Below are 25,304 nucleotides of genomic sequence, written 5' to 3' on the forward strand. Positions count from 1 at the left end.
CGGGGAATTTGCGTGGGCCGCTGCCCAGGTTCCGCCCCACGCCTTCGTCCCTTCCGTGCTTTCCGTGCTTTCCGTGCTTTCCGTGCTTTCCGTGCTTTCCGTGCTTTCCGTGCTTTCCGTGCTTTCCGTTATGCGCGACGAGCCGGTGCGTCTCCTGTGCGTCGGCTCCTCCCTCTTGACACCCGCTCTTACCCACCTCTAACTTTTCGCCGAATTTACGAATGCCGTCCGGCATTTCGAACAAGCAGGTGCCTCGGGGCTGCGGCACCACCCGGTCCGCACGCCCTGGACGCCCCCGCCCGCGACGCCGACTGAGCCCGCCACCGCAGCAAGTACGTCATCGTCGTCGGCGCCTCGACCCGCGGATCCGGCCCTGATCGAACAGCGCACCTGCGGCACAGCCACCAGCTCCCAGTGGTCACGCCTGACACTCCGCCTTCAACCCCGTCCCGGCACCCGCAGAAAGACAGGAAACACACATGCCAAGGGTTCTCACCCGGGTCGCGGCGACATTGGTCGCTGTCGGCCTCTTCTTCACGTTCCCATCCCTGACCACACCTCAGCGGGCAGCCGCCGCCGACCCCGGCTACCTGATGGTGCACTTCACCGGGGAGGGGGCGACCAACCAGCAGATGTACCTCTCGCACAGCACCGACGGCCTGCACTGGAACGACCTCGACGGCGGCGGCATGGTCCTGCGCTCCACGGTCGGTACGCAGGGAGTGCGCGACCCCGCGTTCGTGAGATCCCCCGACGGCAGCAAGTACTGGATCATCGCGACCGACCTGTGCATCAGCTGTGGGCAGAACTGGGACACCGCCATCAACAACGGCAGCCGCAACCTGGTGGTGTGGGAGAGCACCGACCTGGTCACCTGGTCGAAGCCGTGGCTGCTCAACGTCGCCGGCGCGATCCCCGACGGCCGCAACGCCTGGGCGCCCGAGGCGATCTGGGACCCGCAGACCAACGGCTACGTCCTGTACTGGGCGACGAACGTGCCCTTCAACGGCGCGACGAAGCACCGCGTCTTCTACGCCCGCACCAGCGACTTCCGCACCATCACCACCCCGCAGACCTACATCGAGCGCCCCGGCACCCAGGAGATCATCGACACCCAGATCATCGAGATGCCCTCCGGAGTCGGCAACTACCGCTACGTGCGGGCCTCCGGCGACGGGCAGATCACCCTTGAGGGCAGCAACTCGATCCTCGGGACCTGGACCAGGCTCGGTGACCTCTCCGGCATCGGCCTGCCCGGCTCCCAGGTCGAGGGCCCGATGTGGATGAAGTTCAACGGCACCAACAAGTGGGCGCTCTACCTCGACCAGTACGCCACCAACGGCGGCTACATGCCGGTCGTGACGACCGACCCGTCCAACCCCGCGACCTACCAGAGGCAGGCGTCGGGAACCTACACCATGGGCGGCACGAAGAAGCGCCACGGCTGGATCATGAACCTGACGGCCGCTGAGGAGAGCCGCGTGCTCGCCCGCTGGCCCAACACCGCCATCAACCGGCTGCAGTCGTACAACTTCCAGGACCGGTACGTCCGGCACACCGACTTCGACGTGCGCGTCGACCCGAACATCACCGGCCCGGACGCCCAGTTCCGGCTACGGCCCGGCCTGGCGGGCACCGGCACCGTCTCCTTCGAGTCGGTGAACTACCCCGGGTACTTCCTGCGCCACTCCAACTACGACTTCCAGCTCGCCTACAACGACGGCAGCAGCCAGTTCGCCGCGGACGCCACCTTCCGCCAGGTCGCTGGACTCGCCGACTCGACCTGGTCGTCCTTCCAGTCGTACGACTTCCCCGACCGCTACATCCGCCACTACGCCTACGAACTGCGCCTCGACCCGATCACCACAGCAACGGGACGCAGCGACGCCACCTTCCGCGTGACGAACTGACCCGACACCGACAGGGACGCCGGCGCCTCCGAGAGAGCGCCGGCATCCCTGAGGGTGACCGTCGGCTTCGGACTGCTCTCATTGAACGCGCCGGGCGATCCCGGTCGCCCTGCCCAACAGCCATTCCAGCGGCCCCCGCTGGAAGAAGCGGGACCAGACGGTGGCGAGGACGGTGACGGACACGATGAAGCCGAGCAGGATGTACAGGGGTGGGACGGTCATTTCCTCGGTGTCCAGAAGCCAGATGGCGACGATGTGGTAGACGTACGCCGTCAGTGACATCGAGCCGACCGCGATGACGGGCTTGGTCAGGCGGCGCAGCCGGGGGAAGGCGTCGATGACGGCCAGGCACGCGATGATCACCAGGATCGCCACGCCGGTGTTGCCGACGATGGACAGGGTCGCCTCGCTGTGCGGGGAGGCGACCAGCATCCCGGCGGGGGTGTCGCCGAAGACGCCCCCGCTGCCGGGCGGTGCGGACGACAGGGACGACATGCCTGGTTCCTTTGCGGCTTTCCGGATGGCTTCGGCGGCGCCGGGCACGAGACGCAGTGCCAGCCAGGAGCCGCCGTAGCCGGTGACGGCGAGGGCGACGCCGCCTCCGGCACCGGAGCACATGAGCGACCGTCGCCGATTACCTCATCGACACCTCCGCGCTCGCCCGCGTCCTGCTCCGCCAGAACACGGCCGACTGGGATGACAGGATCGGCGCCGGCCTCGTGGCGATCTGCGACACCACCGAACTCGAGGTCCTCTACTCAGCCCGTTCGGCCACAGACCGTACGCGTTTGAAGGCGGCGCTCGACGCCCCCTACGTCTGGCGCCCCATGCCGGAGGGCGTCTACCGCCGCTCCCGCTGCTCCACTGTGACCACGACTTCGACACCATCGCCCGCACCACGGGACAGCCGGTCCGCACGATCGACCTCAGGCAGTAGAGCCCCCCCCACAGCCGAACAGTCGGCGATGAGGAACGGGGGCCCTGTCCGCCGGCTTCGCGCCTGGGCCTCGACGTGCCCGCCGATCTGTCCGTGGTCGGTTACGACGACCCGCGTTCGGCCCGCAGCCGAGCTGCGCGGTGCCACGGAGAGCCGCCGGCCTCGGCGCGTCGAGGTGCAGGTCGTCGTGCGGCCGTGGACGTCCGGCCGCCGTCCTCGCGGCGGTCAGGTGGTCAGGCGAGGCGCGACCTTGACGCCTCGGTTCAGTAATGCGGGGCGTTTTATTTCAAAAATAAAGTCATTCGGCAATACGCCGGGGCGAATCCCCGCGTCGCCAAGCGTTGAGATGCGAGCCGCTATGAGCAGGATTAGCATTAAAGCCATGACCACAACACAGACACGAGACGTCATCTACTACGTCGTAGAAGGCGACACTCTCTCCGAGATAGCCCAGTTTTTCGGGACCACGGTCGCGAAGCTCCAGCAGCTGAACAACATTCCTGATCCCGACGTGATAGGCGTCGGGCAGCGCCTGATCATCTCCCACTCAGGAAACGGCTTCGTGCCGTTCCCCGGGAAGCAGTGGTTCCACCGCCACCCGAACAACAAGGTCATCCTCGCGATGGCTCGTCGCCTGCAACAGGAAGGCTGTGGCACCTATCATGCGCCGGAGCCGGACATGAAGTGGTCGTCGGCGGACCAGGCCTCGTACAAAAAGTTCCAGGAAAAGAACGGGTTCGGTGGCCCCGACGCGGACGGTTTCCCGGGGAAGCTCACCTGGGACAGGCTTAAGGTTCCCACGCCTTCCGCCTGACCGCGACAGCGTGAATCACCGGGAACTCCTGAGGGGTTACACCCCGAGAAGAACCCGAAACAATGCCGGTCGACTCATAGTCGACCGGCATTGTCGACTGTGGGAATGGCTGGGCCTCCTTACGTCCAATGACGGCTGCTGCGTCTATTGCAGCAAGCCGTCCGAGACGGAGGGCACACTTCACGGCGGGAGTCAGTTGCTCGATGGCAATGATGCGGGGCTTCGCGAATGTTGCTTTCCACCGGGGCCGACAAGTGGCACGGACAGAGAAAGGGAAGCAGGCCGGCTGGCCTAACGATACGCTCGGGGAGCGTGACACCTCAGAAGTGACGGAAAAGGGCCCACCTCCGTAATGTGGGTGGACTCTATTCTGCTCTTCCGTCCAGGGTGGCCCGAACGGGATAACTGGGCCAACAACCCGGTCAACCGACTCTTGGATTCGTCTGGCGGTTTGAGCGACGGCACGCGGCAGGATGCTCAGCCTTGCGGCTCCTGCGGCTTGACGTCGAGCTCGCGCAGACTTTGGTCCTTGAGCTCGGTGCGGGTCTCCGTGCGGTGGCCACGGGCGATGTAGTCCCGCACGATCACCTCGATCGCATCCTGGGGCGAGCCGATCCCCGCCAGGACCATCACTTCCACTACGAGTTCGGCGTCGAGACTGATATTGACCTTGGCCACCGTGCCCCCCTCATCGCATCGCAGCCGCACTTCAGCTGCTCACAGATGGTCGGTGACGCGGTAGAGCCACACGTCACAGGCGCACAGTACATCAGCGCCTTCGGCGTCGCGCCTCATGGCCGACAGGAGAAGCGCAACGCGCCGCCCTCATCCCGTTGGCGGCCGCGTCCGTTCTCGCTGAGGGGGTTCGGGAGCATCTGAACGCGCCCATCCGCGGGCGGCCACCCCGTCGGACCGGCCTCCCAGTGAGGTCCACCCCCAACCCGCCGAGGAAACCACCGATGGTGGAGCCCGCTACACCCCCGATTCGGGAGTGGTCTCCCTCGCGGCGGCGAATGCCCCACGGAATCGTTGTTCCCGGCAGTCAACCGCTCATCGTCCAGAAGGATTTCCGTGAAGGCGTTCATCACCTCCAAGCCCGTTCTGTGGTTTCTGTTCCTGTTCAACCTGGCCGCCACCGCCGTCATCCCCTTTGTCGCCGAGGGCTCCCAAGCCCTCGGCGCTGTCATCGGCATGGGCCTGGTCTCGGTCAAGGCGGGCATCGGCCTGATCGTCAAGTACCGCAGGCAGAACCGGTCCCGCTACGCCCACGCCGCCGAGTAGCCGGTACGGGACACCGGTCAAGCACCCCGAATCGACGAACCCGGAGAAGAACACCATGAAGGCAGCCGTCTACAACGGCCCGAAGGACGTGACGATCGTCGAGCTGGAGACCCCGGCCTGCGGAGACAACGACGTCCTGCTGAAGAACCTGTACGCGAGCGTGTGCGGATCCGACGTCAACCTGCCGCCACGCCAGGACGACGCGGCGGGCACGAACCATGCCCCTACGCGAGGTCGTCCTGCCCGACGATCAAGATCCTCGGGGCCCCTCAGGGGCTCCTCGCTCGGGCCGGCCACAGCCTGGTGGAGTCGGCCGAGGCGGCCCCGCAGCCACCCTTCGCGATACCTGCGTCCTCACAGCGTCCTCAATATCGCCCCTGGCTCCTCGTTCAGGCCGCTGCTGGGCCTCTACCGCACCCGTCTCCCGGTGCGTTTACGCAGGTAAGCGCAGCGCGTACCGCCATCCGTCGCCTCGCCACCTCGCCACCTCGCCACCGAACTTGCGAGCAGCGGATTCAATCCGTTGAGCCCGAGTCGGGGTTCCGGCATCCCTGAAGGGACGTTTCCGTAGGTCACAGCCCTGCACTGGTGGGGCGGGTGGGACTCGAACCCACGGCCGACGGATTATGAGTCCTTCGAGGATCTTGGCGGCCCTTGTCGATCATTGCTCATCTTGGCCGTTTCCCCAGGTCAGACGCGGTTTGGCGGCTCAGTCCTTCTCGGCCCTTGTCAGTCTTTTCCGATCCTTGTGTCCAACCTGCGTCCAGAACGCGTCCCGCATGGGCGATTTCAACTGCCGCGGCATCCGTCTCTGCAGTTGAGCGCCGCGACGGCCCACGGACCAACGGCCTACCTTGTCGACCCGCTCAGCATGAAGGCGACCTCGGCCTCCACCTTGGGCTGCAGCAGGACGTCCAGCGCGATGACGTCGTCCTCGTGATACTCCATCTCGGCGTACAGGACGCCGAAGTCGGGCTGGTCGACGCCCAGTTGATCCTGGACCGCCTTCGACGTGGCCACGATCTTGCGACCCACGACGGTGCTGCCGGCATACCGGCGGGCGTTGAAGCCTTCCTGCATGAGATACGCAGAGGCAATGTCGTCGGGGCCGATCAGATCACGGACGGGCGTGCGGGTGACGCCAGACGCCGCGGCGTCCGCGAGCCGCTTGGCGCCGCTCACGATGGTCGCTTGGTCCACCGTCGCAGCGGTGTCCACCGACGCGGCCCGTTTACTCGTCTGCTCGGACTTCATGCTGCTAGAGCACGGCATCCGCTCGCCCGGCACCAGCAATTCGGCCCACTCAGTGAACCACCGCGGACCAGCCGTGCCGCGCCGATTTCTGGACCATCGTGGGTCGACCGTCCCACTATGCCTGGCGATCATAATATTACGGACGTCAGGTCACATAGGCTGGGATGCGAGGCAACGGTCTTACGGAGTGACAGGAGGAAGCGCGTGGCGCGCTACGCCAAGGAGCACAAGCAGGTCACGCGGCAACGCATCATCGAGCAGGCCGGCCACCGGTTCAAGCAGGACGGGATCGACGGATCAGGCATCTCCACGCTGATGTCGGACGCCGGGCTCACCAACGGAGCCTTCTACGCCCACTTCGCTTCCAAGGACGATCTCGTCGCCAACGTCGTCGCCGACCAGCTGCGCACGCAGGTGGCGATGTACGACACACTGCGACCGGGCCGCCTCGGACTCGAGGACCTCATCCGCGAGTATCTGTCGCCCGGCCACCGCGACCAGCCAGGCACCGGATGCCCCTCCGCCGCCCTGCTCGACGAGATCGGCCGATGCGAAGGCGCGACCAAGCAGGCATACACCGAGGGCGCGACGGCCATCCTGGACGAGATCGCCGCCCGGCTGGCACCTGACGATCCGCAATCCGCTCGCGGTAAGGCCATCGGGCTGTTCGCCATGATGGTGGGGACGTTGCAGCTGTCCCGCGCCCTCTCCGACCAGAGGTCCGCCGACGAGGTCCTCGAACGGGGAATTGAGAACGCTCTCACGTTCATGCGGTGAGACGACGGTCGATCGCTGCAGGGTGACCGTCGCTCTCCGCCGGGTCACGGGGAGGGCGTCAGAGCCGCCTGCGCCTCATGCAGGCCACGTACGAGACGATGGCGGCTGTCCAGTGGATTCGTGGGCAGCCTCTCGCCGTCGCCAGGTGGGCGCTCGGCCAGGCCAACGCCCACCGCAGCGAACCCGCACTGCTCGAGCCTGGAGGACGTCACGGCCCAGAAGGGAAGGTGTCCACTCACGCGCCGGCACTGAGTCCTTATGGGCGCTCGAGGAACTCGAGGGCTTTCGCCACGAACTGCTCGTGGAACTGGAAGATGCCGCCGTGGCCGGCGTCGGGGTAGATCACCAGCTCGGCGTTGGGCAGTCGTCGCGCCAGATCCGCCGAGTTCGGGGTCGGCACCATCCTGTCGTTGTCGCCGTTGGCGACGAGCACGGGCTGCTGGACGCGGGACAGATCGTGGGGCCGCTCCAGGCCCCAACGGTGAATGGCCTTGAGCTGGGCGCCGTACGCGGTGAGGGAGATGGCCTTGTCCCGGTCTTTGGTGCGCTCCTTCAGCCGGCCGAGGAATTCTTTTCCGGCTCTGCGCCCGTTGGCGGTGCGTGTGAAGAACAGGAACTGCTTGGGGTCCTGAAGGGTGAGCAATGCCCGGACGGTGTCGAGGTGCGACACCCGCGTCACGTTCTTGATGCCCTCGCCGCCTGCCGGGCCGGTGCCGGTGAGGATCAGCTTGCGGACGAGCTGCGGATCGGTCTGCACGATCACCTGGGCAATCATGCCGCCCATGGAGAAGCTGAGGATGTCGACCTGCTCGAGCCCGAGCGCCCGGATGAAGGTGACGGCGTCCTTCGCCATCTCCTGGATGGTCTTCGGCGTCGATCCGGTGGTGGCACCGACACCCCTGTTGTCGAAGGTGATGACCCGGTGCTTGGCGGCGATGCCGTCCACGACGCGGGGGTCCCAGTTGTCCAGGACCGCGGCGAGGTGGGTGATGAAGACGACCGGGACGCCGGTCCTGGGGCCGAGGTCACGGTAGGCATAGGTCACGCCCCCGGCGGTGACGGTGTGGGTCGGCGCGTTTCTGTACGTGGTCACCGCGTCGCCTCGTACACCTTGTGCGTCGTTCACGGCTGTGCCCTTCGGTTCGAGGAAGTGCGCGCAGTTGCATGGGGTGCTCCGGCTGCGGCCGCACTCTGCTGGTCGACAGCTGACACTTCGAAGGAGTCAGCCCCTGCGGACGGCAGGCTTCTCAGCCTCACGTCGACCATTAAATTATGACCGTAATTCCATCGAGCGCAAGTCGCGAGGCGAACCAAGTGACACCAACACTGGAAAGCCACCGCAGGAGCACAGACCGACGGACGAGGCGAAGGTCCGTCACCGGCTCAGTCCTCCACACCTCGACACGACGGCACCGACGGCTGGGCACTCATCGATGACGCCGACCGAGCACGACAGCCCGGTCGAGCAACCCGAGGACCGGCGCCACCCCAACGACTGCGGGACGGCGCCCGCCCCGAAGAGACCGCCGCCGCCCTCCTCGGAGTCGGCGGCCGAGCTGCTGCGATCAGGCGGCGAGGAAGGTCGTCACCTGGGTGGTGAAGGCCTTGGCGTACTGGAAGAGGAACGCGTGGCCGGCGCCGGCGTAGAGGACCAGGGTGGCGTTGTCGAGGTGCTGGACCGCGACGTAGGAGTTGTGGGCGGGGATCATCACGTCGTCCAGGCCGTTGGCGTAGAGGACGGGCTGCTTGATGGCCTCAAGTTCCGCCCGCACCTCGTCGAACGGAGCCGCCAAAAGCTGGCCCGCCGCGGCGAGCATGCCCTGCGCGGCCACCTCGGAGACCGCGGGACCGCCGGCGGCGAGCCTGGGCGCGACGTGCTCGAAGTGCTCTTTCCCGGCGGCACGGGCCGTGTCCGTCTCGGGGTAGAAGAGGTACAGCATGTCCTCCAGGTCCGGATCGGACTTGGCCATGATGCCCAGGACCCTCTCGCTGAAGGGCGGCGCACCGGGCACCCAGCCGGCCGGACCACTGCCTGCCACGACGAGCCTGCGCACCAGTTCGGGGCGGCGCACGGTCACGCGCTGGGCCACGATGCCGCCCAGGGACCAGCCGAGCAGGTCGACCTGCTCGAGGCCGAGCGCGTCGATGAACTCGATGGCGCCCTGCGCGAACCCCTCGAGCGAGTCCCGCGGTTCACCAACGCTGTAGCCGACACCGACGTTGTCGAAAATGATCACATCGTGGTCGGCGGCCAGGAGGTCCAGGAACTCCGGGTCCCACCAGTCGATGGTGCCGCGGAAGCGGTTCAGCAGGACCAGCGGGACGCCACCCTGCGGACCCATCCGCCGGTAGGCGAAGCGCGCGGAGGGCCCCTCGACGGTGAGGTCCTCGGCCTTGTCTGCCAGATACGCGCTCATGACGTCCTTCCTGTTGTGGGGTGGGTGAGAGCGCAGGTGCCTGCTCGAGCGACACCCCAAGATCGTGAGGCGTCGGAACTGCCGGACCTCGCCCCCTGGCGGGTACCTGACGCACCGAAGATCACCTTGAAGGATCGGGCCCCCGAACCACCCGGATCGCTCGATCTCTCGCGACGGGCCGGCCGCCGCGTCGGGTGACCTGACGCCTTCCAACCCGCCCCTGCCACTTGGGGCTCCACCTCTGACGTGAAGGCGCCCGTCCATCACTCAGGCAATTACATTACGTTCGTAAGACAATAGATCCGAGGCGAGGAGCGGGCAAGTCCCTGCGGCGGGCGGAGGTATGCCACAGGATCCACTGACCGGATCCTGGCGGACAACAAGGTGGCCCACCTGGAGAGTTGGCGAGGTCGGTCGACGCGACGCCCGGCGGACGATTGGGCACCCTCAGGGATTGAATTACGTTCGGAATGTGATTTGTTGGAGGAGTTGGTGGAGGGCGAGTGGCCCTTCCGGAGAGCGAGGGGGCATCCGTGCGGTACGGGAACGAGCACAAGCAGGCGACGAGGCAGCGGATCATCTCGGCGGCCGGCCGCCGATTCAAGCGGGACGGCATCGACGGCTCAGGCATATCGGCACTCATGAAGGACGCAGGCCTGACCAATGGCGCCTTCTACACCCACTTCACGTCCAAGGACGAGCTCGTCGCCACCGCCGTCACCGACCAGTTGCGGGCCCAGAACGCGAGCGTCGCCGCTCAGGCGGCCCCCGGCCGAGCCGGACTCGAACAGATCGTGCGGTGGTACCTGTCCGTCCAGCACCGGGACAGCCGCGACGAGGGCTGCCCCTCCGCCGCCCTGCTCGACGAGATCGGGCGCTGCACGGACTCGACCAGGCAGGCTTACACAGAGGGAGTACTGACCGTCGTCGACAGCATCGCCGCCCGCCTGGCACCCGACGACCCCCCGTCGGCGCGCACCATGACGCTCACCGCTTACGCCATGATGGCCGGGACGCTCCAGCTCTCCCGAGCCCTCGCCGACCGGCAACTCGCCGACGAGGTCCTCGGCCAGGGCGTCCGGAACACCCTCGCACTGCTGGGCGTCGCCGAGCCCAAGTGCGCCGCGATAGCGAACTGACGAACGCCACTGCATGGCCATGCGGCGTGCCGAGACACACCCGCATCGCAGCCGAGCCGGCCGCCGCGCGGCTCGATGGGCGACAGCCCGCAAGCAGCCGACCTTGAGATCCCCTCCGGCGTCCGCCGCAGGCGCACTTCGCGACGAGAGGGCCGACTTGCGATCCACCGACGCGGGCACTTAATATTACAGTCATAATTCAATTGACTCGGTGCGCCGGCCCGGCCACGCCCGAGGCAGGAAACGGAGACGACAATGAGGGCTTTCGTGGTCGACCGATACGGCAGCCGGGCCGGCCTGCGCGCCGGTGAGGCACCAGAACCGGAGCCGGGCCCGGACGATGTACTGGTCCAGATTCGTGCCGCCGGAATCAACCCGCTGGACCGCATGATCCGGGACGGGGAGATGAAGGCGATCCTGCCGTACCGGGTCCCGTTCATCCTGGGCAACGACCTGGCCGGGACCGTGATGAGGGTGGGTGCGGCCGTCACGCGGTTCACGGTGGGCGACGAGGTCTACGCGCGGCCCCGCAAGGACCGGATCGGCACGTTCGCCGAGCTCATCGCGGTGCACCAGGACGACCTGGCGATCAAGCCCGCGACGCTGAGCATGGAGGAGGCCGCGTCCCTTCCCCTGGTCGCCCTGACCTCATGGCAGGTACTGGTCGAGCGGGCCCACGTCCGACCGGGCCAGAAGGTTCTCATCCATGCGGGCTCCGGCGGCCTGGGCACCATCGCCATCCAGCTGGCGAAACAGCTGGGCGCGCATGTGGCTACCACCACGAGCACGGCCAACATCGACGTGGTGAAGAGTCTGGGCGCGGACGTCGTCATCGACTACAAGAGGCAGGCATTCGAGACCGTCCTGCACGACTACGACGTGGTCCTCGACGCGCTCGGTGGCGAGACCCTGAAGAAGTCCCTGAACGTGCTCAAACCGGGCGGAAAGATCATCAGCGTCGCAGGCCCTCCCGACGCCGCTTTCGGCAGGGAGCTGGGCGCGAATCCGATCATCCGGCTGGCGATGTCCGCACTGAGCTTCCAGACCCGACGGCGCGCCCGGCGACGCGGCGTCACGTACTCCTTCCTGTTCATGAAGGCCAGCGGAGACCAACTTCGTGAACTCACCGCGCTCATCGACACCGGGAAGATCCGACCCGTCGTCGACACTGTCTTCCCTTTCGAATCGACCTCCGAAGCGCTGGAGTACGTCGCGGCAGGGCGCGCGAAGGCCGGAAAGGTCGTCGTCAGGATGACGTGAGCGCACCACTGGATCCCCCCTCCCCCCTTCCCCCGTCGCCCGTCGCCCGTCGCCCGTCGCCCGTCGCCCGTCGCCAAAGCCACGACTCCGGCGAGGTCGCGGTGAGCGTCGAGGTTGACGACTTCGGCCTGGGTGGAGACGAGTGGACGTTTGACGGCATCCTGTGGCGGGCCGCGCTGCGGGTGGGCGCGGCCCGCCCGGTCATGTCGAGGTGGGGATGATGTCGAGGGCTTGAGCGATCAGGATGCGGGAGCGCCTCCGGGCCGCGGGGTCCGCGATGATGTCCTGGATCATCACCTCGTCGACGCCGGTGGCTTTGGTCATCTGCTCCAGCTGATCCCGTACGGTCTGCGGGCTGCCGGCGATCTGGCGGGGCCAGCGGCCGTCGGTGATGACGGTAGGGGTGGGTCCTTTGAGGATCTTGGCGACCCTTGTCGATCAGTGCCAATCTTGTCCGTTTTCGCAGGTCAGGAGCGGTTTGGAACCTCACTCCTTCTCGGCCCTTGTCAGCCTTTTTCGATCCTTGTGTCCAACCTGCGTCCGGAACGCGTCCCGGATAGACGATTTCAACTGCCGCAGCGTCCGTCCTTGCAGTTGAGAGACGGGCTCCGGAACCTGAGCAGCGGATTTCCTTACCGACGCGATGATGCTCCACCCCGGGTGCCGGGGTGGAGCATCATCGTCAACTTTCAACAGGCGATCAGCCGAGGACGTAGCTCTCATCACCGAAGTCAGCGACGATCTTCAACTTGCCGCCGAGCGCCTTGACGTAGGCGGCGAGGGTATCGACCTCGCTGCGCTCCAGCTGGCCCTTCTCGATGCGCGAGACACGGGCCTGGGTGACCCCCATGGCTTCGGCAACCTGGACCTGTGTGGTGTGCTGCCGCTTCCGCAACTCGGCAAGGCGGTGCACACGGGAGGCCAGGACCATCGCCTGCGCCCCTTTCTGGATCTGATCCTTTTCAGCGTCGGTGAAGGCGAAATCCTCGGCCAGGTCTCCCCAGGAGACGGCCTGCGGGTCCTTGAGGTGATCAGTCATCGCGCCCCGTCCTCTCCGTCGATTCGCTTCAGATGCTCCGCGTATGCCTGCTCCGCCTGGGGCACTGCGACGCGGTACCAGCCGGACCAGTTACCTGCCTTGTCATTCGCCGACCAGGATTACGGCCTGGCGGTCCGGGTCGAACACGAAGAGCAACCGCACTTCCGTGGTCCCTGCCGAGCCGGGTCGAAGCTTCTTGAGGTTCGACAGCACCGAGCCTTTGATTGTGTCCACCAGAGGCCGACCCAGCGCGGGACCTTCCTCCTGAAGTGCAGTGACAGCCTGGCTGACCTGAATCAGAGTGTCGCGGTCAGTGCGGCGCAGGCCGTGAAGCCAGGACAGAGCCGGTTCGACCAGGGTCTTGTACCGGGGGGCGCGGATGCGATCGCCGTCCACGGGGTCGGGGAAGCCGGAATGGTTACGGCAGTCGTCGGTGACGATCAGGAACGCCTTGCCCGCGACCTTGTACACGTCGAGTCCGGGGTGAAGGGGTAGCCGTGGCTGACGTCAGGGAGGGCCAGGGGGCCGCCTGGCGGGCGGTGTCCTGGAGCCGGTCGCCGGCCGCGCTCACCGGTCCGCCCCTGAGGCGGTGCCGTAGGTGTGCGGGTCGACGGGCTGCTCGGCCCTCGGCAGGCGGGCGACGACGAGCCGGTAGGAGTCGGTGACGAGTTCCTCGACCAGCTTCTTGTCGACGCCCTCCCCGCCCTCCAAGGTGATCCAATGCTTCTTGTTCATGTGGTAGCCGGGAGTGATGTGGCTGTACTGGTCCCGCAGGGCGAGGGCCTCGCCAGGGTCCGCCTTGAGGATCACGACGGGACGCCCGGGGACCTCGGTCATCAGCATGAACACCTTGCCGCGCACCTTGAAGACCTCCCAGTCGGGGCCGAAGGGATGCCCCAGCTGGGCTCCGGGGAGTCCCTCCGCGCAGTCGGCGGCGGTCTTGTGCAGGGCCAATCCGTTCATAGGTGGTGGGCCTTCTCAGGTTGGTGATGGACTGCGGCATCGAAGGATGCGGAGGGCGCGCCGCGCGGGCGCGGTGGCACGTCCCATCCTTCCGTCGAGGCCGACTGGAATGGGGGTAGGCTGCGGACACGTGATGGTCGACAAGCGACACTCCGGGCCCAGCGGGCAGACGGGACCAACGGCGGTTCCGCTCTACGGTTTCCAGCCCCCGGTCGGTACTCCCTACGGCCTTGAGGTGAGCACCGTCGAGGACTTCTTCGCCCAGCACGACGACTGGCCGTGGAACCCGCCCCGTCCGGGCCGTGCCACCTTCCACTACCTCATCGCGGTCACCGAGGGTGAGCTGTTGCACGACGTCGACCACGTCACGCGGACCGTCGCCCCCGGCCAGTGGCTGTGGGTGCGTCCCGGGCACGCGCAGTGCTGGCATCCGCCCGGCGCGGCCCGCGGCACGTTCATCCTGTTCGAACCGGATGTGCTGCGGCCCGACCTGGCCCGTCTCCTGGCCCCGCTCACCGCGCACGAGGCCTCGGCGGTACTCAGCCCGCACCCCGACGACACCGCCTGGCTCCAGCAGACGGCACTCCAGCTCCTGGACGAACACCGCGCACTGGGGCGCCGTCCCCTCGACGTCCACCACGCCCTGCGCCGCAGCCTGCTCGAATCGCTGCTGCTGCGCCTGGCCAACTCCCCGGGCATCGCCCCCGTCGGCACGGCCGCGGCCGGCACACGCCGTGCCGACAGGTACGGACGCTTCCTGGACGCCCTGGAGCTGCACTTCCGCGAACTGCACCAAGCCACGGACTACGCCGAGCTGCTCGGCTGCTCGGTCCGCACCCTCAGCCGCGCCGCCCGGGACGCCACCGGCAACGGAGTACGTGAACTCATCGACGAGCGGCGCCTCCTCGAAGCCCGGCGCCTGCTGGGAGGTGCCCGATGGGACGCCCGCGCTGTGGCCGTCCACCTCGGCTTCAGTGATCCCGCGAACTTCGGCCGCTTCTTCCGCGACCGCACCGGCCTCACCCCGGCCGGCTTCGCGGCCGACGAGGCTACGACCGTCTCCCGGTGACCAATAGGCGATGTTGCCGATCTCGTAGCTGAACTGCGGCTTGCCTCCCGCGGCGAGAGACCGGGGCAGGTGAGCGTACTTCTCGCGCTTGAACAGATCGTTCATCTGCAGCGTCAGCGGAAGCAGCGAGGCGAAGTCGCGTGCCGTCGCGTTGTCGTCGAGGGGTGCGTTGATGACGGTCTCTCCGACGCTCAGTCGGATTCTCATATGGGTGTTGCCCTCTGGGGTGTTGTGGGAGTGATCGTCGGCGGCCGACACGTACGCCGTGTTCATCGGGGCTGGAGCTGGTCGGCCATATGCCCGGCACAGCCACGGCCACGGCCGTCCCCTACATCGGCGAGGGTGGTTGGTTGTCGTTTCCCAGTTGCCCAGGTCTCAGCCGTCCAGGACGACGACGTGCTTGCCCGGCGTGGTGCCGGACTCGACGTCGGCCTGGGCGTCACGGACCTGTTCCAGGCCTTGGTAGACCTTCGCGACCGGGACGTTGAGGCGTCCTGCGGCGATGGCCTGGAGCTGGTGGGCGAAGACGGCGGCCGGGAGGTCGGCGGCCTGACCGCCGTAGGAGGTCAGCCGCACCCCGCCCGGGATCATGAACGGGGTGAAGTCGGGGATCGTCCACTGGCCCGCCAGGGCTCCGGTGAAACAGACCGTGCCGTGCCGGCGGACGGTGCGGAAGGTGTCGGCGAGGACCGAGCAGCCCACCAGCTCCAGTACGGCGTCGACACCGTCGGGCATCAGTTCGCGCACCTGGTCGGCGATGGTGCCGTTGTCCACGAGGGGATGGTCGACGCCCGCCTCCCGCAGTTGCCCGACTCTCTGTGGGCCGCGGGTGGTGGACAGGACGGTGGCTCCGAGGTCCTTCGCGATCGTGGCCGCGCTCAGCCCGACCGTGGACGTGCCGCCGCGGATCAGCAGCGTCTGCCCGGCCTTGAGGTCCAGGCCGGTGGTCAGCGATCCGTAGGCGGTCTGGAACATCTCCGGAAGCGCGCCCAGGACCTCCCACGGCAGGGCGGTCTCGAACGGGATGACCTGCGCCGCGGGGACGGTCACATACTGGGCGTACGCGCCGTCGTACGAGCGGCCCATGCCGCCCATCATCGTGGCCACCTGCTGTCCCGGCCTCAGCCCGCTGTCCTCGTCGGCCTCATCGACCACGCCGACGCCCTCGATGCCGGGGATGCGCGGGTAGGTGACCTCCGCGTCCGACTCGCCCTTGCGGGTGGTGACTTCGGACTCGTTGACGCCGAACGCCTTCACCCGGATCCGCACCCAGCCGGGCTTGCGGACGGGCACCGGCACATCCTTGATCTCCAGTGCGTCGAGGCCGCCGGGCCGGGTGACGACGACGGCCCGCATCGTCGCCGGTGCGGCGCCATCGGCTGCTGTCGGTTGGCTCATACCGAGCTCCTTGTCGTATTCGCCGCCGGATGGGAAGGCGGAGCCGGGGCTCCGGGCGCGGATACCGGGGTGATCAGCCCGTGGCGGCCCTGCGCGGTTGCGAATCTGGCTATCGCCCGGTGGCCGTCAGGGGCGGTCGATGTTCTCCCAGAGGTCGAGGGCCGCCTGATAGTGGGCGGTGGCCTCGAAGGGCGGGTTGCCGACACTTTCCGAGGTGGGCCGGTCTGTGACGGCGGGCCACATACGGGTCTGCTCGCCGGTGGCGAAGTCGAGGACGATGTCGCGGATACGCGTGTCACGCTCGGCCTGCACGGGGCTGCGGCCCGGCTTGTCCTGGCCGACCAGGGCGTACATCTCAGTGCCGTGTACGGCGGGTGCACCCTCGGCAGGCCCGATCATGAGGAGATGGGCGTTGCCGCCCGCGGCGGCGTGGGCCAGGGCGGCGCGGGCTGCGGGGAGCCCGAAGATGTAGTCCGACAGGAACGCGGCGCGGACCTCGGCAGGAGTGCGGCCACCCTGGTCGTAGGCGTCGACGATCTTCTTGGCGCGGGAGCGGGGAATGCGCCACCCCACGACCTCGTCGACGATGCGGTCGACGGTGCGCGGGTCGAACCGGTCGAGGTCGTTCGCCACCCACCAGCCCATGTCGTCACTGGCCATGCTCAGCAGCACGTCGACATCACGGTGTGCGCCCGAGGCGAGTTCGTCCATGGGGTGGGCGTGCAGCACCGCGCCGGGCTGTCGGGTGTCCAGGACGACGCCGAGGCTCTTGCTGTCCATTCCGCCACGGGCTCCGAGGTCCGTCGGGGTGACCTTGTGCAGGGCGGCCACCAGGGAAGCCGTGTCAAGGTCGAGCAGCTTCTCGGGGTTGTCCGCGACGCCGAGTTCGGTGACGAACCGGTGCGCGAGTTCCTCGGCCCACCAGGTCGGCTGGAGACGCGAGGGCCCGGCGGAGAACCCGGCCAGACGCCGGTACAGGCCGCCCGCGGAGGCGGCGCCGAGCAGCCCGAAGGTGGCATAGGCGCCGCCGCTGTGGCCGTAGACGGTGACGTTGTCGGGGTCACCGCCGAAGTGGGCGATGTTCTGCTTGATCCAGGTCAGCGCGGCTATGACGTCCTGCAGACAGAGGTTGCTGGCTTCGGCGAGCCGCCCGCCGTACTGCGAGAGCGAGAGCGCACCCAGCGCGCCGAGCCGGTAGTTGACCGACACGCTCACCACTCGCCCCGTCGCGGCGAGACCGGAGGCGTTGGAAGTGATCTGGGTGTTCGCGCCGTACTCGAATCCGCCGCCGTGGATGTACACGGTCACCGGGAGCGCCTTGTCGGCCGGCTGCTCGGGGGCCCACACGTTCAGGTTGAGGCAGTCCTCGCCCATCCCGCTGTCCGCTTCGAGCCAGTCGCCGCTGTCGGGCTGGACAGAGACGACACCCTTGCGGTCATAGGGGCGGTCGGGATCGAAGTCCGCGACCACGGGGCGGCGATACCGCTCGGCGGTGGCGTACGGGATTCCCCACCAGGACCGCACCCCTGGTGCAGTCGGAGCCTTGGGAGCGGAGGCGGTCATGGCACGTCCTTCCAGCGCGGTTCGGGTATTCGCGCGGTGCTTCGGCGGCTGATTGCTCGCGGTGACGTCTCCCATCGTTTCCCGGCATCCGACAAAACGCCCGGCGGGCGGCGGTCACCCGGTGGTCATCAGGTGACACTTCGGCAACAAGGTCTCGGTGCAGGCCATGATTCGGGGCGCAGAAGGCCGGCGTTCATCACGAACCTCGCCCGGCTCGCGATCGCGGTCCGCGTCGACGTCGTACTGTCCAAATCCCGCGATCCCCAGACCCTGGCAGAGACGGTGGCCGAGCACGGCCAGCGAGCCCGCGCCGCGACACCCGAGGACGCGGCCCGCACCGGTGACTGGGTGGTGGTGAGCATCCCGCCGGCTCCCTACCTGGAGCTTCCCGCCGCCGCGTTCTCGGGCAAGGTCGTGCTCAACATCGGAGCGTCCGTGACGCGCCGTACGAGGAACCCGAGGACGGCCGCGCCGGCCTCGTCGAGCCACGGCGCGTCGTCGGGGGGCATCAGCAGCCCGCGCTCGGCGGCCCTGGGCAGCGGACCACGTCCCGCCTGAGCGTTAGCCGTCGCTGCCCCGGAAGGAACGAGATGAGCAGGAAGACCGGCGGCTGTTTGTGCGGGAGCCATCCAGCCCGTCCGCTCCCGCCCGGCCTGTCGGTCTCTCTGGGTCGTTTCCAGTACGGGCCGTTTCCGCGTCCCAACTCGGACCGCACCCCATTCGGGCTGCCTCCGCGCCTACCCACCGACCCGGCCGAGCCGCCGACCCGAAGGCCCCCGGGCAGCACTCCCGAATCCTCGTGTCCAGCCAGCGTCCAGAATCCGGCGCCCAAGCCTCGTACACGCCACCCGCGGAAACCTGCCCCATCACCGGAACACAACATCTGCGCAGGTGAGAGCGATGTGAACTAACCCCGACCACAGCGGAGCCGAACTCACGCGCAGCGGATTCAGTCCGTTCAGGCAAAGTTGACGATCCGACAGGACAAAATGAACGTTTCCGCAGGTCAGAGACCTGCACAAGTGGGGCGGGTGGGACTCGAACCCACGGCCGACGGATTATGAGTCCGCTGCTCTAACCGGCTGAGCTACCGCCCCGTCACGGCGCGTCGCGCACATTTGTGCGCGCCGTCTGCCGCAGCATAGCCGCTCATACGATCTCCTGCTTCGGATGGTCGACTTCGCCTGCCCTCAAGGACCCCACCAGCGGCTCCGCGGTTCCGGCGGACATGAAAAAGGACCCCGTCGGGGTCCTCTTCAGGCTGCTCCCCCGACTGGACTCGAACCAGTAACCTGCCGGTTAACAGCCGGCTGCTCTGCCAATTGAGCTACGGAGGACCGAGCTCCCCCGACTGGACTCGAACCAGTAACCTGCCGGTTAACAGCCGGCTGCTCTGCCAATTGAGCTACGGAGGAATGCCTCGTTGCATCGAACGTACCTACCTGGGTATCCGCCAGGGGGCGCTCGCTCGCTGCGACACATACATTAGCGCAAGCAGGGGGGTGCTCCGCCAATCAGTACCTCGTGGCGGGGAAGAGCAGTACAGGAACATGGGCAGGACAAGGGCAGGACAAGGTCCGACGCAGACGGAAGGGAAGGTGGCCGCCATGCGCTACCGGCTCACGTTCGTCGCCGGGGTCGTTCTGGGCTACGTGCTGGGCACGCGGGCCGGGCGCGAGCGGTACGAGCAGTTGAAGAAGTCCGCCCGCCAGGTCGCCGAGAACCCCGCGGTGCGCAACACCGCCGAATCGGCCGCCCAGCAGGGACGCGCCTTCGCGGGCAAGGCGTACCACGTGGTGAGCGACAAGGTCGGGGACGTGCACATGCCCGACTCGGTCACCTCACGGGTCCGGTCGCTGCGTGAACGCAACACGAACGGCGGCGGCACGGACGACTGGGGGACCAGTAACACCTAGCCACATCCGGTGCCCGGTGCACCGGCACGCGGTACCCAGTGACGCCAAGGGCCGCGGCAGCGCGAAGAGCCCTGGGGCCGCGCCGCCGGGGCCCTCCGGCCGTGCTGTCCCACGCCGGGCGGGCTCCGTCCCGTGGGGCAGCCCCACCTCCTTCCGTACGGCAGAATTTCCGCCATGGGGATAGTCGCCGGGCTGGACAGTTCGCCCGATTTCACTCGTATCGTCGTCTGCGACACGGACACCGGGGCCGTGCTCAGGCAGGGGTATGCCCCGCATCCGCTGGAGAAGACGGAGCGCGGCGGCCGTCCCTCCGACGTCGACCCGCAGGCGTGGCTGCTTTCCCTCGGCGAGGCGGCCACCGGCGGACTGCTGGAGGGTGTGCAGGCGATCGGTGTCTCCGCACAGCAGAACGGGCTGGTCGCCCTGGACGCGCAGGGCAACACCGTGCGTCCGGCGATGGTCGGCGGTGACAAGCGGACGCAGGTCGCCGCCGCCGATCTCGTCGACGCGCTCGGCGGGCGGCAGGCCTGGGCGGAGGCCGTGGGGTGCGTACCGCAGGCCGCTCAGCCGGTGACCAAGCTGCGCTGGCTCGCCCGCACCGATCCCGACGCCGCCCTGCGCACGGCCGTGCTGATGCAGGCCCACGACTGGCTCGTGTGGCAGTTGCTCGGGCGGCCGGTACGGAGAACGACCGATCGAGGCGGGGCCTCCGGTACCGGGTACTGGTCGGCCGCCACTGGCACGTACCGCACCGACTTCGTCGAGCTCGCGCTCGGCCATCAGGCCATGCTGCCGGAGGTGCTCGGGCCGTCCGACGCGGCGGGTACGACACCGGAGGGGCTCCTCATCTCCGCCGGGACCGGCGAGACCATGGCCGCCGCCTTCGGGCTGGGGATCGGACGCGGTGACGCGGTCGTGTCGCTGGGCGCCTCGGGGTCCGTGATGGCGGTGCACACGGAGGCCCTCGTCGACTCCAGCGGGATGATCACGTCCCTGGCCGACGCGACGGGCATGCACCTGCCCGTGGTGACGACGCTGAACGCCGTACGGACTCTGCGCGGTACCGCCGAGATGCTGGGCGTGCCCGATCTGGAGGGGCTGTCCGACCTGGCGATGAAGTCGACGCCGGGCTCGCACGGCCTGGTGATGCTGCCGTATCTGGAGGGCGAGCGGACGCCGAACCTGCCGCACACCGCCGGGACCCTGACCGGGCTGCGGCGGGAGGCGATGAAGCCCGAGCACCTGGCGCGGGCCGCGTTCGAGGGCATGCTGTGCGGGCTCGCGGACGCGCTGGACGTGCTGCGCGGCCGAGGGGTCGACGTACGGCGGATCTTCCTGCTGGGCGGGGCGGCGGAGCTGCCGGCCGTGCAGGCGGCGGCGCCCGCGCTGTTCGGCGTGCAGGTGGTCGTGCCGCAGTCCGGTGACTACGCGGCGATCGGCGCGGCACGGCAGGCGGCCTGGGCGCTCGGCGTCTCCCAGGGCACGCTCGACCCGCGCAACCCGCCGCCCTGGCAGGGCGCGTCCGCGCAGTACCTGGAGCCGGGAGAGGACCTGGCCGTGGGCCAGGCCGTGCGGCAGCAGTACGTGTCGGTGCGGGAGCAGACGCACCCCGGGGCGTTCCGCGTGTAGGTCCCGTTCTGGACATACGTCCCGTTGGCGCACATCTCCGGACTCGTACCCGCCCCCTTCCCGACCGGACCATGGGCCACTCTTGGGTTAATTGGTTGGGGTAACGCAGGTGGAGTGTCCGACGATGGTGGGTGGTGCATCCATCCCCGTCTTCGACCGAGAGATCTCGCGTGCTCATACGACTACTACGGACCCACCTCAGTCCGTACAAGAAACCCATCGCTTTACTGGTGCTGCTGCAGTTCGTGCAGACGTGCGCCACCCTCTACCTGCCGACTCTCAACGCGGACATCATCGACGACGGCGTCGTGAAGGGGGACACGGGCTACATCCTGTCCTTCGGCGCGCTGATGATCGGGGTGTCGCTGGCGCAGGTCGTCTGCAACATGGGGGCCGTGTACTACGGCGCCCGTACGGCGTCTGCGGTCGGCCGGGACATCCGGGCCGCCGTCTTCGACCGGGTGCAGTCGTTCTCGGCGCGTGAGGTCGGTCACTTCGGTGCGCCCTCGCTGATCACGCGGACGACGAACGACGTGCAGCAGGTGCAGATGCTCACCCTGATGACGTTCACGCTGCTGGTGTCGGCGCCGATCATGTGTGTGGGCGGCATCGTGCTGGCGCTCGGGCTGGATGTGCCGCTGTCGGGCGTGCTGCTGGCCGTCGTGCCGGTGCTCGGCATCTCGGTCAGCCTCATCGTGCGCCGTCTGCGCCCCCTGTTCCGTTCCATGCAGGAGCGGCTCGACACCGTGAACCGGGTGCTGCGCGAGCAGATCACCGGCAACCGGGTGATCCGTGCCTTCGTGCGGGACGAGTACGAGAAGGACCGCTTCCGGGGCGCGAACGCCGACCTCACGGAGGTCTCGCTCGGAACCGGGCGGATGCTCGCTCTGATGTTCCCCATCGTCATGACGGTGGTGAACCTGTCGTCGATCGCGGTGGTGTGGTTCGGCGCGCACCGCATCGACAGCGGCGGGATGGAGATCGGCGCGCTGACCGCGTTCCTCGCCTACCTCATGCAGATCGTCATGTCCGTGATGATGGCCACCTTCATGTTCATGATGGTGCCGCGCGCGGAGGTCTGCGCCGAGCGCATCCAGGAGGTCCTCGGCACCGAGAGCAGTGTCGTGCCGCCCTCCGCGCCCGTGAGTGAGCTGCGGCGGCACGGGACGCTGGAGATCCGGGGCGGCGGCTTCCGTTACCCCGGTGCCGAGGAGCCGGTGCTCAGGTCCATCGACCTGCTGGCACGGCCGGGCGAGACGACCGCCGTCATCGGGTCCACGGGCAGCGGCAAGTCCACGCTGCTCGGGCTGGTGCCCCGTCTGTTCGACGCCACCGAGGGCGAGGTCCTCGTGGACGGCGTGGACGTCACGACCCTCGATCCGAAACTGCTGGCGAAGACGGTCGGGCTGGTGCCGCAGAAGCCGTACCTGTTCGCCGGCACGGTCGCCACCAACCTCCGGTACGGCAACCCGGACGCGACCGACGAGGAGCTGTGGCACGCGCTGGAGGTGGCGCAGGCCAAGGAGTTCGTGGAGGGCCTGGAGAACGGGCTGGACTCCCCCATCGCGCAGGGCGGGGCGAACGTGTCGGGCGGTCAGCGCCAGCGGCTCGCCATCGCCCGGACGCTGGTCCAGCGACCGGAGATCTACCTGTTCGACGACTCGTTCTCGGCGCTCGACTACAAGACAGACGCTCTGCTGCGGTCGGCTCTGTCTCTGGAGACCGCCGAGGCGACCGTCGTGATCGTCGCCCAGCGCGTGTCGACGATCCGGGACGCCGACCGGATCATCGTCCTCGACGAGGGCCTCGTCGTCGGCACGGGCCGCCATCACGAGCTCATGGCCGGCAACGAGACGTACCGGGAGATCGTCCTCTCCCAGCTCACGGAAGCGGAGGCTGCCTGATGGCCGGTCCGATGGGACGGATGATGGCCGGGGGCGGCCCCGATCAGCACTCCATGGACTTCAAGGCGTCCGGGAAGCGGCTGCTCGCCCAGTTCAAGCCCGAGAAGGCCACGATGTACGCGATGCTCGCGTGCACCGTGCTCAGCGTCGGGCTGTCGGTACTGGGCCCGTGGATCCTCGGCAAGGCGACGGACCTGGTGTTCGCCGGGGTCATCGGCCGTCAGATGCCCGAAGGGGCCACGAAGGCCGAGGTGCTCGCGTCCATGCGGCAGCGCGGGGAGGGCGCTGTCGCCGACATGCTCCAGGGCACGGACTTCACACCCGGCAAGGGCATCGACTTCACCGGCGTCGGGCACGTCCTGCTGATCGCGCTCGCCGTCTTCATGGTGGCCGGTCTGCTGATGGCGGTGTCGACCCGGCTGTCCAACCGGGCGATCAACCACACCGTGGCCCGGATGCGCCAGGATCTCCAGTCCAAGCTGTCGCGGCTGCCGCTGTCGTACTTCGACCAGCGGCAGCGCGGTGAGGTGCTCAGCCGCGCCACCAACGACATCGACAACATCGGCCAGACGCTCCAGCAGTCGATGGGGCAGCTCGTCAACTCGCTCCTCACGATCGTGGGCGTGCTGGTGATGATGTTCTGGGTGTCGCCGCTGCTGGCGCTGGTCGCGCTGGTGACCGTGCCGCTGTCGTTCGTGATCGCCACCCGGGTCGGCAAGCGGTCGCAGCCACACTTCGTGCAGCAGTGGCGGACCACGGGCAAGCTCAACGCGCACATCGAGGAGATGTACACCGGGCACACCCTGGTGAAGGTGTTCGGACGCCAGGAGGAGTCGGCGAAGCAGTTCGCCGAGGAGAACGAGCGGCTGTACGAGGCCGGATTCAAGGCGCAGTTCAACAGCGGGGTCATGCAGCCGCTGATGTTCTTCGTATCGAACATCAACTATGTGCTGGTGGCCGTGGTGGGTGGCCTGCGGGTCGCCTCGGGCGCGCTGTCGATCGGTGACGTGCAGGCCTTCATCCAGTACTCACGGCAGTTCTCCATGCCGCTGACGCAGGTGGCGTCGATGGCGAACCTGGTGCAGTCGGGTGTCGCCTCGGCCGAACGCGTCTTCGAGCTGCTGGACGCGGAGGAGCAGGAGGCGGACCCCCAGCCCGGCGCGCGGCCGGAGGAGCTGCGCGGGCGGGTGGCGCTGGAGGGCGTCTCCTTCCGGTACGACCCGGAGAAGCCGCTCATCGATGACCTGTCGCTGAAGGTGGAGCCGGGGCACACGGTGGCGATCGTGGGCCCGACGGGTGCGGGGAAAACGACGCTCGTGAACCTGCTGATGCGCTTCTACGAGGTCACGGGCGGCCGCATCACGCTGGACGGTGTCGACATCGCCTCGATGTCCCGCGACGAACTGCGGGCCGGGATCGGGATGGTCCTCCAGGACACGTGGCTGTTCGGCGGCACGATCGCGGAGAACATCGCGTACGGGGCCTCGCGGAAGGTGACCCGTGGGGAGATCGAGGAGGCGGCGCGCGCCGCGCACGCGGACCGGTTCATCCGTACGTTGCCCGAGGGGTACGACACGGTGATCGACGACGACGGGGCGGGGGTGAGCGCGGGTGAGAAGCAGCTCATCACGATCGCTCGGGCGTTCCTGTCCGATCCTGTGATCCTCGTGCTGGACGAGGCGACGAGTTCGGTCGACACGCGTACGGAGGTGCTGATCCAGAAGGCGATGGCGAAGCTCGCGCACGGGCGCACGTCGTTCGTGATCGCGCATCGGCTGTCGACGATCCGGGACGCCGACACGATTCTCGTCATGGAGAACGGTTCGATCGTCGAACAGGGTGCCCATGAGGAGCTGTTGACGGCGGACGGGGCGTACGCCCGGCTGTACCAGGCCCAGTTCGCGCAGGCGGTGGCGGAGGTGGACTGAGGGAGTGGGGGCCGGTTGAGGGTGCGGCGGGGGTGGGGTGCGGGGGTTTTCCCCGCCCCGCCGCCCGGTTTTCAGGGGCGCGGGGACCTCGCGCGACCAGCCACAC

Annotated in this window: 21 protein-coding genes, 3 tRNA genes and 4 pseudogenes; 13 read left to right on the forward strand and 15 right to left on the reverse strand. The window is 68.0% G+C overall.

What is annotated here, in order from left to right; translation table 11 throughout:
• The first annotated feature begins 479 nt into the window (after positions 1-479).
• A complete protein-coding gene (locus tag AB0959_RS07175) occupies positions 480-1,910 on the forward strand; it encodes a glycoside hydrolase family 43 protein (RefSeq protein WP_366825304.1) in 1,431 nt (476 codons plus the stop codon).
• Between the two features lie 78 nt (positions 1,911-1,988).
• Here AB0959_RS07175 and AB0959_RS07180 read toward each other — a convergent pair.
• A pseudogene (locus tag AB0959_RS07180) lies at positions 1,989-2,501 on the reverse strand (DUF418 domain-containing protein); the annotation flags it as partial.
• A gap of 50 nt (positions 2,502-2,551) precedes the next feature.
• Here AB0959_RS07180 and AB0959_RS07185 point away from each other — a divergent pair.
• Positions 2,552-2,847 (forward strand): annotated as a pseudogene (locus tag AB0959_RS07185) (VapC toxin family PIN domain ribonuclease).
• 382 nt (positions 2,848-3,229) lie between these two features.
• Entirely contained in the window at positions 3,230-3,661 is a 432-nt protein-coding gene (locus AB0959_RS07190; protein WP_366825305.1) for a peptidoglycan-binding protein, read from the forward strand.
• A 477-nt stretch (positions 3,662-4,138) separates the two neighbouring features.
• On the opposite strand, the gene AB0959_RS07195 is transcribed toward AB0959_RS07190, so the two are convergent.
• Positions 4,139-4,339, reverse strand: a complete 201-nt coding sequence (locus AB0959_RS07195) for a DUF2191 domain-containing protein (RefSeq protein ID WP_366825306.1) — start codon at positions 4,337-4,339, stop codon at positions 4,139-4,141.
• Positions 4,340-4,732: 393 nt separating this feature from the next.
• On the opposite strand from AB0959_RS07195, the gene AB0959_RS07200 reads away from it, so the two are divergent.
• Complete coding sequence (locus AB0959_RS07200; protein ID WP_366825307.1) at positions 4,733-4,942, forward strand: hypothetical protein; 210 nt, start codon at positions 4,733-4,735, stop codon at positions 4,940-4,942.
• 849 nt (positions 4,943-5,791) lie between these two features.
• Here AB0959_RS07200 and AB0959_RS07205 read toward each other — a convergent pair.
• Positions 5,792-6,196, reverse strand: coding sequence for a hypothetical protein (locus tag AB0959_RS07205; RefSeq protein ID WP_366825308.1), 405 nt, complete (start codon positions 6,194-6,196; stop codon positions 5,792-5,794).
• A gap of 204 nt (positions 6,197-6,400) precedes the next feature.
• Between AB0959_RS07205 and AB0959_RS07210 the strand changes: the two genes are divergently transcribed.
• Positions 6,401-6,973 (forward strand): TetR family transcriptional regulator, encoded by a 573-nt coding sequence (locus tag AB0959_RS07210; protein ID WP_366825309.1) that lies wholly within the window; start codon positions 6,401-6,403, stop codon positions 6,971-6,973.
• Between the two features lie 256 nt (positions 6,974-7,229).
• Here AB0959_RS07210 and AB0959_RS07215 read toward each other — a convergent pair whose 3' ends face one another.
• Both AB0959_RS07215 and AB0959_RS07220 read right to left on the reverse strand, forming a co-directional pair.
• Positions 7,230-8,066: an alpha/beta hydrolase gene (locus tag AB0959_RS07215; RefSeq protein ID WP_366825310.1), complete on the reverse strand. Its 837-nt coding sequence runs from the start codon at positions 8,064-8,066 to the stop codon at positions 7,230-7,232.
• A 472-nt stretch (positions 8,067-8,538) separates the two neighbouring features.
• Complete coding sequence (locus tag AB0959_RS07220; RefSeq protein WP_366825311.1) at positions 8,539-9,390, reverse strand: alpha/beta hydrolase; 852 nt, start codon at positions 9,388-9,390, stop codon at positions 8,539-8,541.
• Positions 9,391-9,923: 533 nt separating this feature from the next.
• Here AB0959_RS07220 and AB0959_RS07225 point away from each other — a divergent pair.
• Together AB0959_RS07225 and AB0959_RS07230 are read left to right on the forward strand one after the other, a co-directional pair.
• Positions 9,924-10,529 carry a TetR/AcrR family transcriptional regulator gene (locus AB0959_RS07225; RefSeq protein WP_366825313.1) on the forward strand — a complete coding sequence of 202 codons (606 nt, stop codon included), beginning with the start codon at positions 9,924-9,926 and terminating at the stop codon, positions 10,527-10,529.
• A gap of 255 nt (positions 10,530-10,784) precedes the next feature.
• Positions 10,785-11,789: an NADP-dependent oxidoreductase gene (locus tag AB0959_RS07230; RefSeq protein WP_366825314.1), complete on the forward strand. Its 1,005-nt coding sequence runs from the start codon at positions 10,785-10,787 to the stop codon at positions 11,787-11,789.
• Between the two features lie 201 nt (positions 11,790-11,990).
• Here the strand turns inward: AB0959_RS07230 and AB0959_RS07235 are convergent, their stop codons facing one another.
• From AB0959_RS07235 to AB0959_RS07250, 4 genes and pseudogenes are all read right to left on the reverse strand, one after another.
• A complete protein-coding gene (locus AB0959_RS07235; RefSeq protein WP_366825315.1) occupies positions 11,991-12,113 on the reverse strand; it encodes a hypothetical protein in 123 nt (40 codons plus the stop codon).
• A gap of 376 nt (positions 12,114-12,489) precedes the next feature.
• Positions 12,490-12,828: an XRE family transcriptional regulator gene (locus AB0959_RS07240; RefSeq protein WP_104780727.1), complete on the reverse strand. Its 339-nt coding sequence runs from the start codon at positions 12,826-12,828 to the stop codon at positions 12,490-12,492.
• A pseudogene (locus AB0959_RS07245) lies at positions 12,825-13,170 on the reverse strand (type II toxin-antitoxin system RelE/ParE family toxin). Before AB0959_RS07245 ends, AB0959_RS07240 begins: the two are co-directional and overlap by 4 nt.
• A 225-nt stretch (positions 13,171-13,395) precedes the next feature.
• Positions 13,396-13,791: an MmcQ/YjbR family DNA-binding protein gene (locus AB0959_RS07250; RefSeq protein ID WP_366825316.1), complete on the reverse strand. Its 396-nt coding sequence runs from the start codon at positions 13,789-13,791 to the stop codon at positions 13,396-13,398.
• 235 nt (positions 13,792-14,026) lie between these two features.
• On the opposite strand from AB0959_RS07250, the gene AB0959_RS07255 reads away from it, so the two are divergent.
• Positions 14,027-14,860 (forward strand): AraC family transcriptional regulator, encoded by an 834-nt coding sequence (locus AB0959_RS07255; RefSeq protein WP_366825317.1) that lies wholly within the window; start codon positions 14,027-14,029, stop codon positions 14,858-14,860.
• 48 nt (positions 14,861-14,908) lie between these two features.
• Here AB0959_RS07255 and AB0959_RS07260 read toward each other — a convergent pair.
• The 3 genes and pseudogenes from AB0959_RS07260 to AB0959_RS07270 all read right to left on the reverse strand — a co-directional run.
• Positions 14,909-15,133: pseudogene (locus AB0959_RS07260) on the reverse strand (cyclophilin-like fold protein); the annotation flags it as partial.
• Between the two features lie 102 nt (positions 15,134-15,235).
• Positions 15,236-16,258 carry a zinc-binding dehydrogenase gene (locus AB0959_RS07265; protein ID WP_366825318.1) on the reverse strand — a complete coding sequence of 341 codons (1,023 nt, stop codon included), beginning with the start codon at positions 16,256-16,258 and terminating at the stop codon, positions 15,236-15,238.
• A gap of 126 nt (positions 16,259-16,384) precedes the next feature.
• Positions 16,385-17,821 carry a carboxylesterase family protein gene (locus tag AB0959_RS07270; protein ID WP_366825319.1) on the reverse strand — a complete coding sequence of 479 codons (1,437 nt, stop codon included), beginning with the start codon at positions 17,819-17,821 and terminating at the stop codon, positions 16,385-16,387.
• A 132-nt stretch (positions 17,822-17,953) separates the two neighbouring features.
• Between AB0959_RS07270 and AB0959_RS07275 the strand changes: the two genes are divergently transcribed.
• Positions 17,954-18,379, forward strand: coding sequence for an NAD(P)-binding domain-containing protein (locus AB0959_RS07275; RefSeq protein ID WP_366825320.1), 426 nt, complete (start codon positions 17,954-17,956; stop codon positions 18,377-18,379).
• A gap of 465 nt (positions 18,380-18,844) precedes the next feature.
• Here AB0959_RS07275 and AB0959_RS07280 read toward each other — a convergent pair.
• The 3 genes from AB0959_RS07280 to AB0959_RS07290 form a co-directional block, all read right to left on the reverse strand.
• Positions 18,845-18,918, reverse strand: a tRNA-Ile gene (locus AB0959_RS07280).
• A 167-nt stretch (positions 18,919-19,085) separates the two neighbouring features.
• Positions 19,086-19,158: transfer RNA gene (locus AB0959_RS07285), tRNA-Asn, on the reverse strand.
• 5 nt (positions 19,159-19,163) lie between these two features.
• Positions 19,164-19,236 (reverse strand) — tRNA-Asn (locus AB0959_RS07290).
• Between the two features lie 192 nt (positions 19,237-19,428).
• Between AB0959_RS07290 and AB0959_RS07295 the strand changes: the two genes are divergently transcribed.
• The 4 genes from AB0959_RS07295 to AB0959_RS07310 all read left to right on the forward strand — a co-directional run bounded on the left by AB0959_RS07295 (position 19,429) and on the right by AB0959_RS07310 (position 25,198).
• Positions 19,429-19,737, forward strand: coding sequence for a YtxH domain-containing protein (locus AB0959_RS07295; protein WP_366825321.1), 309 nt, complete (start codon positions 19,429-19,431; stop codon positions 19,735-19,737).
• 174 nt (positions 19,738-19,911) lie between these two features.
• On the forward strand, positions 19,912-21,366 hold the full coding sequence (locus AB0959_RS07300; protein ID WP_366825322.1) for an FGGY family carbohydrate kinase: 1,455 nt from the start codon (positions 19,912-19,914) through the stop codon (positions 21,364-21,366).
• A 170-nt stretch (positions 21,367-21,536) separates the two neighbouring features.
• Positions 21,537-23,270, forward strand: a complete 1,734-nt coding sequence (locus AB0959_RS07305) for an ABC transporter ATP-binding protein (RefSeq protein ID WP_366825323.1) — start codon at positions 21,537-21,539, stop codon at positions 23,268-23,270.
• Positions 23,270-25,198 carry an ABC transporter ATP-binding protein gene (locus AB0959_RS07310; RefSeq protein ID WP_366825324.1) on the forward strand — a complete coding sequence of 643 codons (1,929 nt, stop codon included), beginning with the start codon at positions 23,270-23,272 and terminating at the stop codon, positions 25,196-25,198. The genes AB0959_RS07305 and AB0959_RS07310 overlap by 1 nt, the downstream gene beginning before the upstream one ends.
• Positions 25,199-25,304: the final 106 nt, after the last annotated feature.

It is taken from the genome of Streptomyces sp. NPDC046862 (genome assembly GCF_040704615.1).
Lineage (GTDB): Bacteria > Actinomycetota > Actinomycetes > Streptomycetales > Streptomycetaceae > Streptomyces.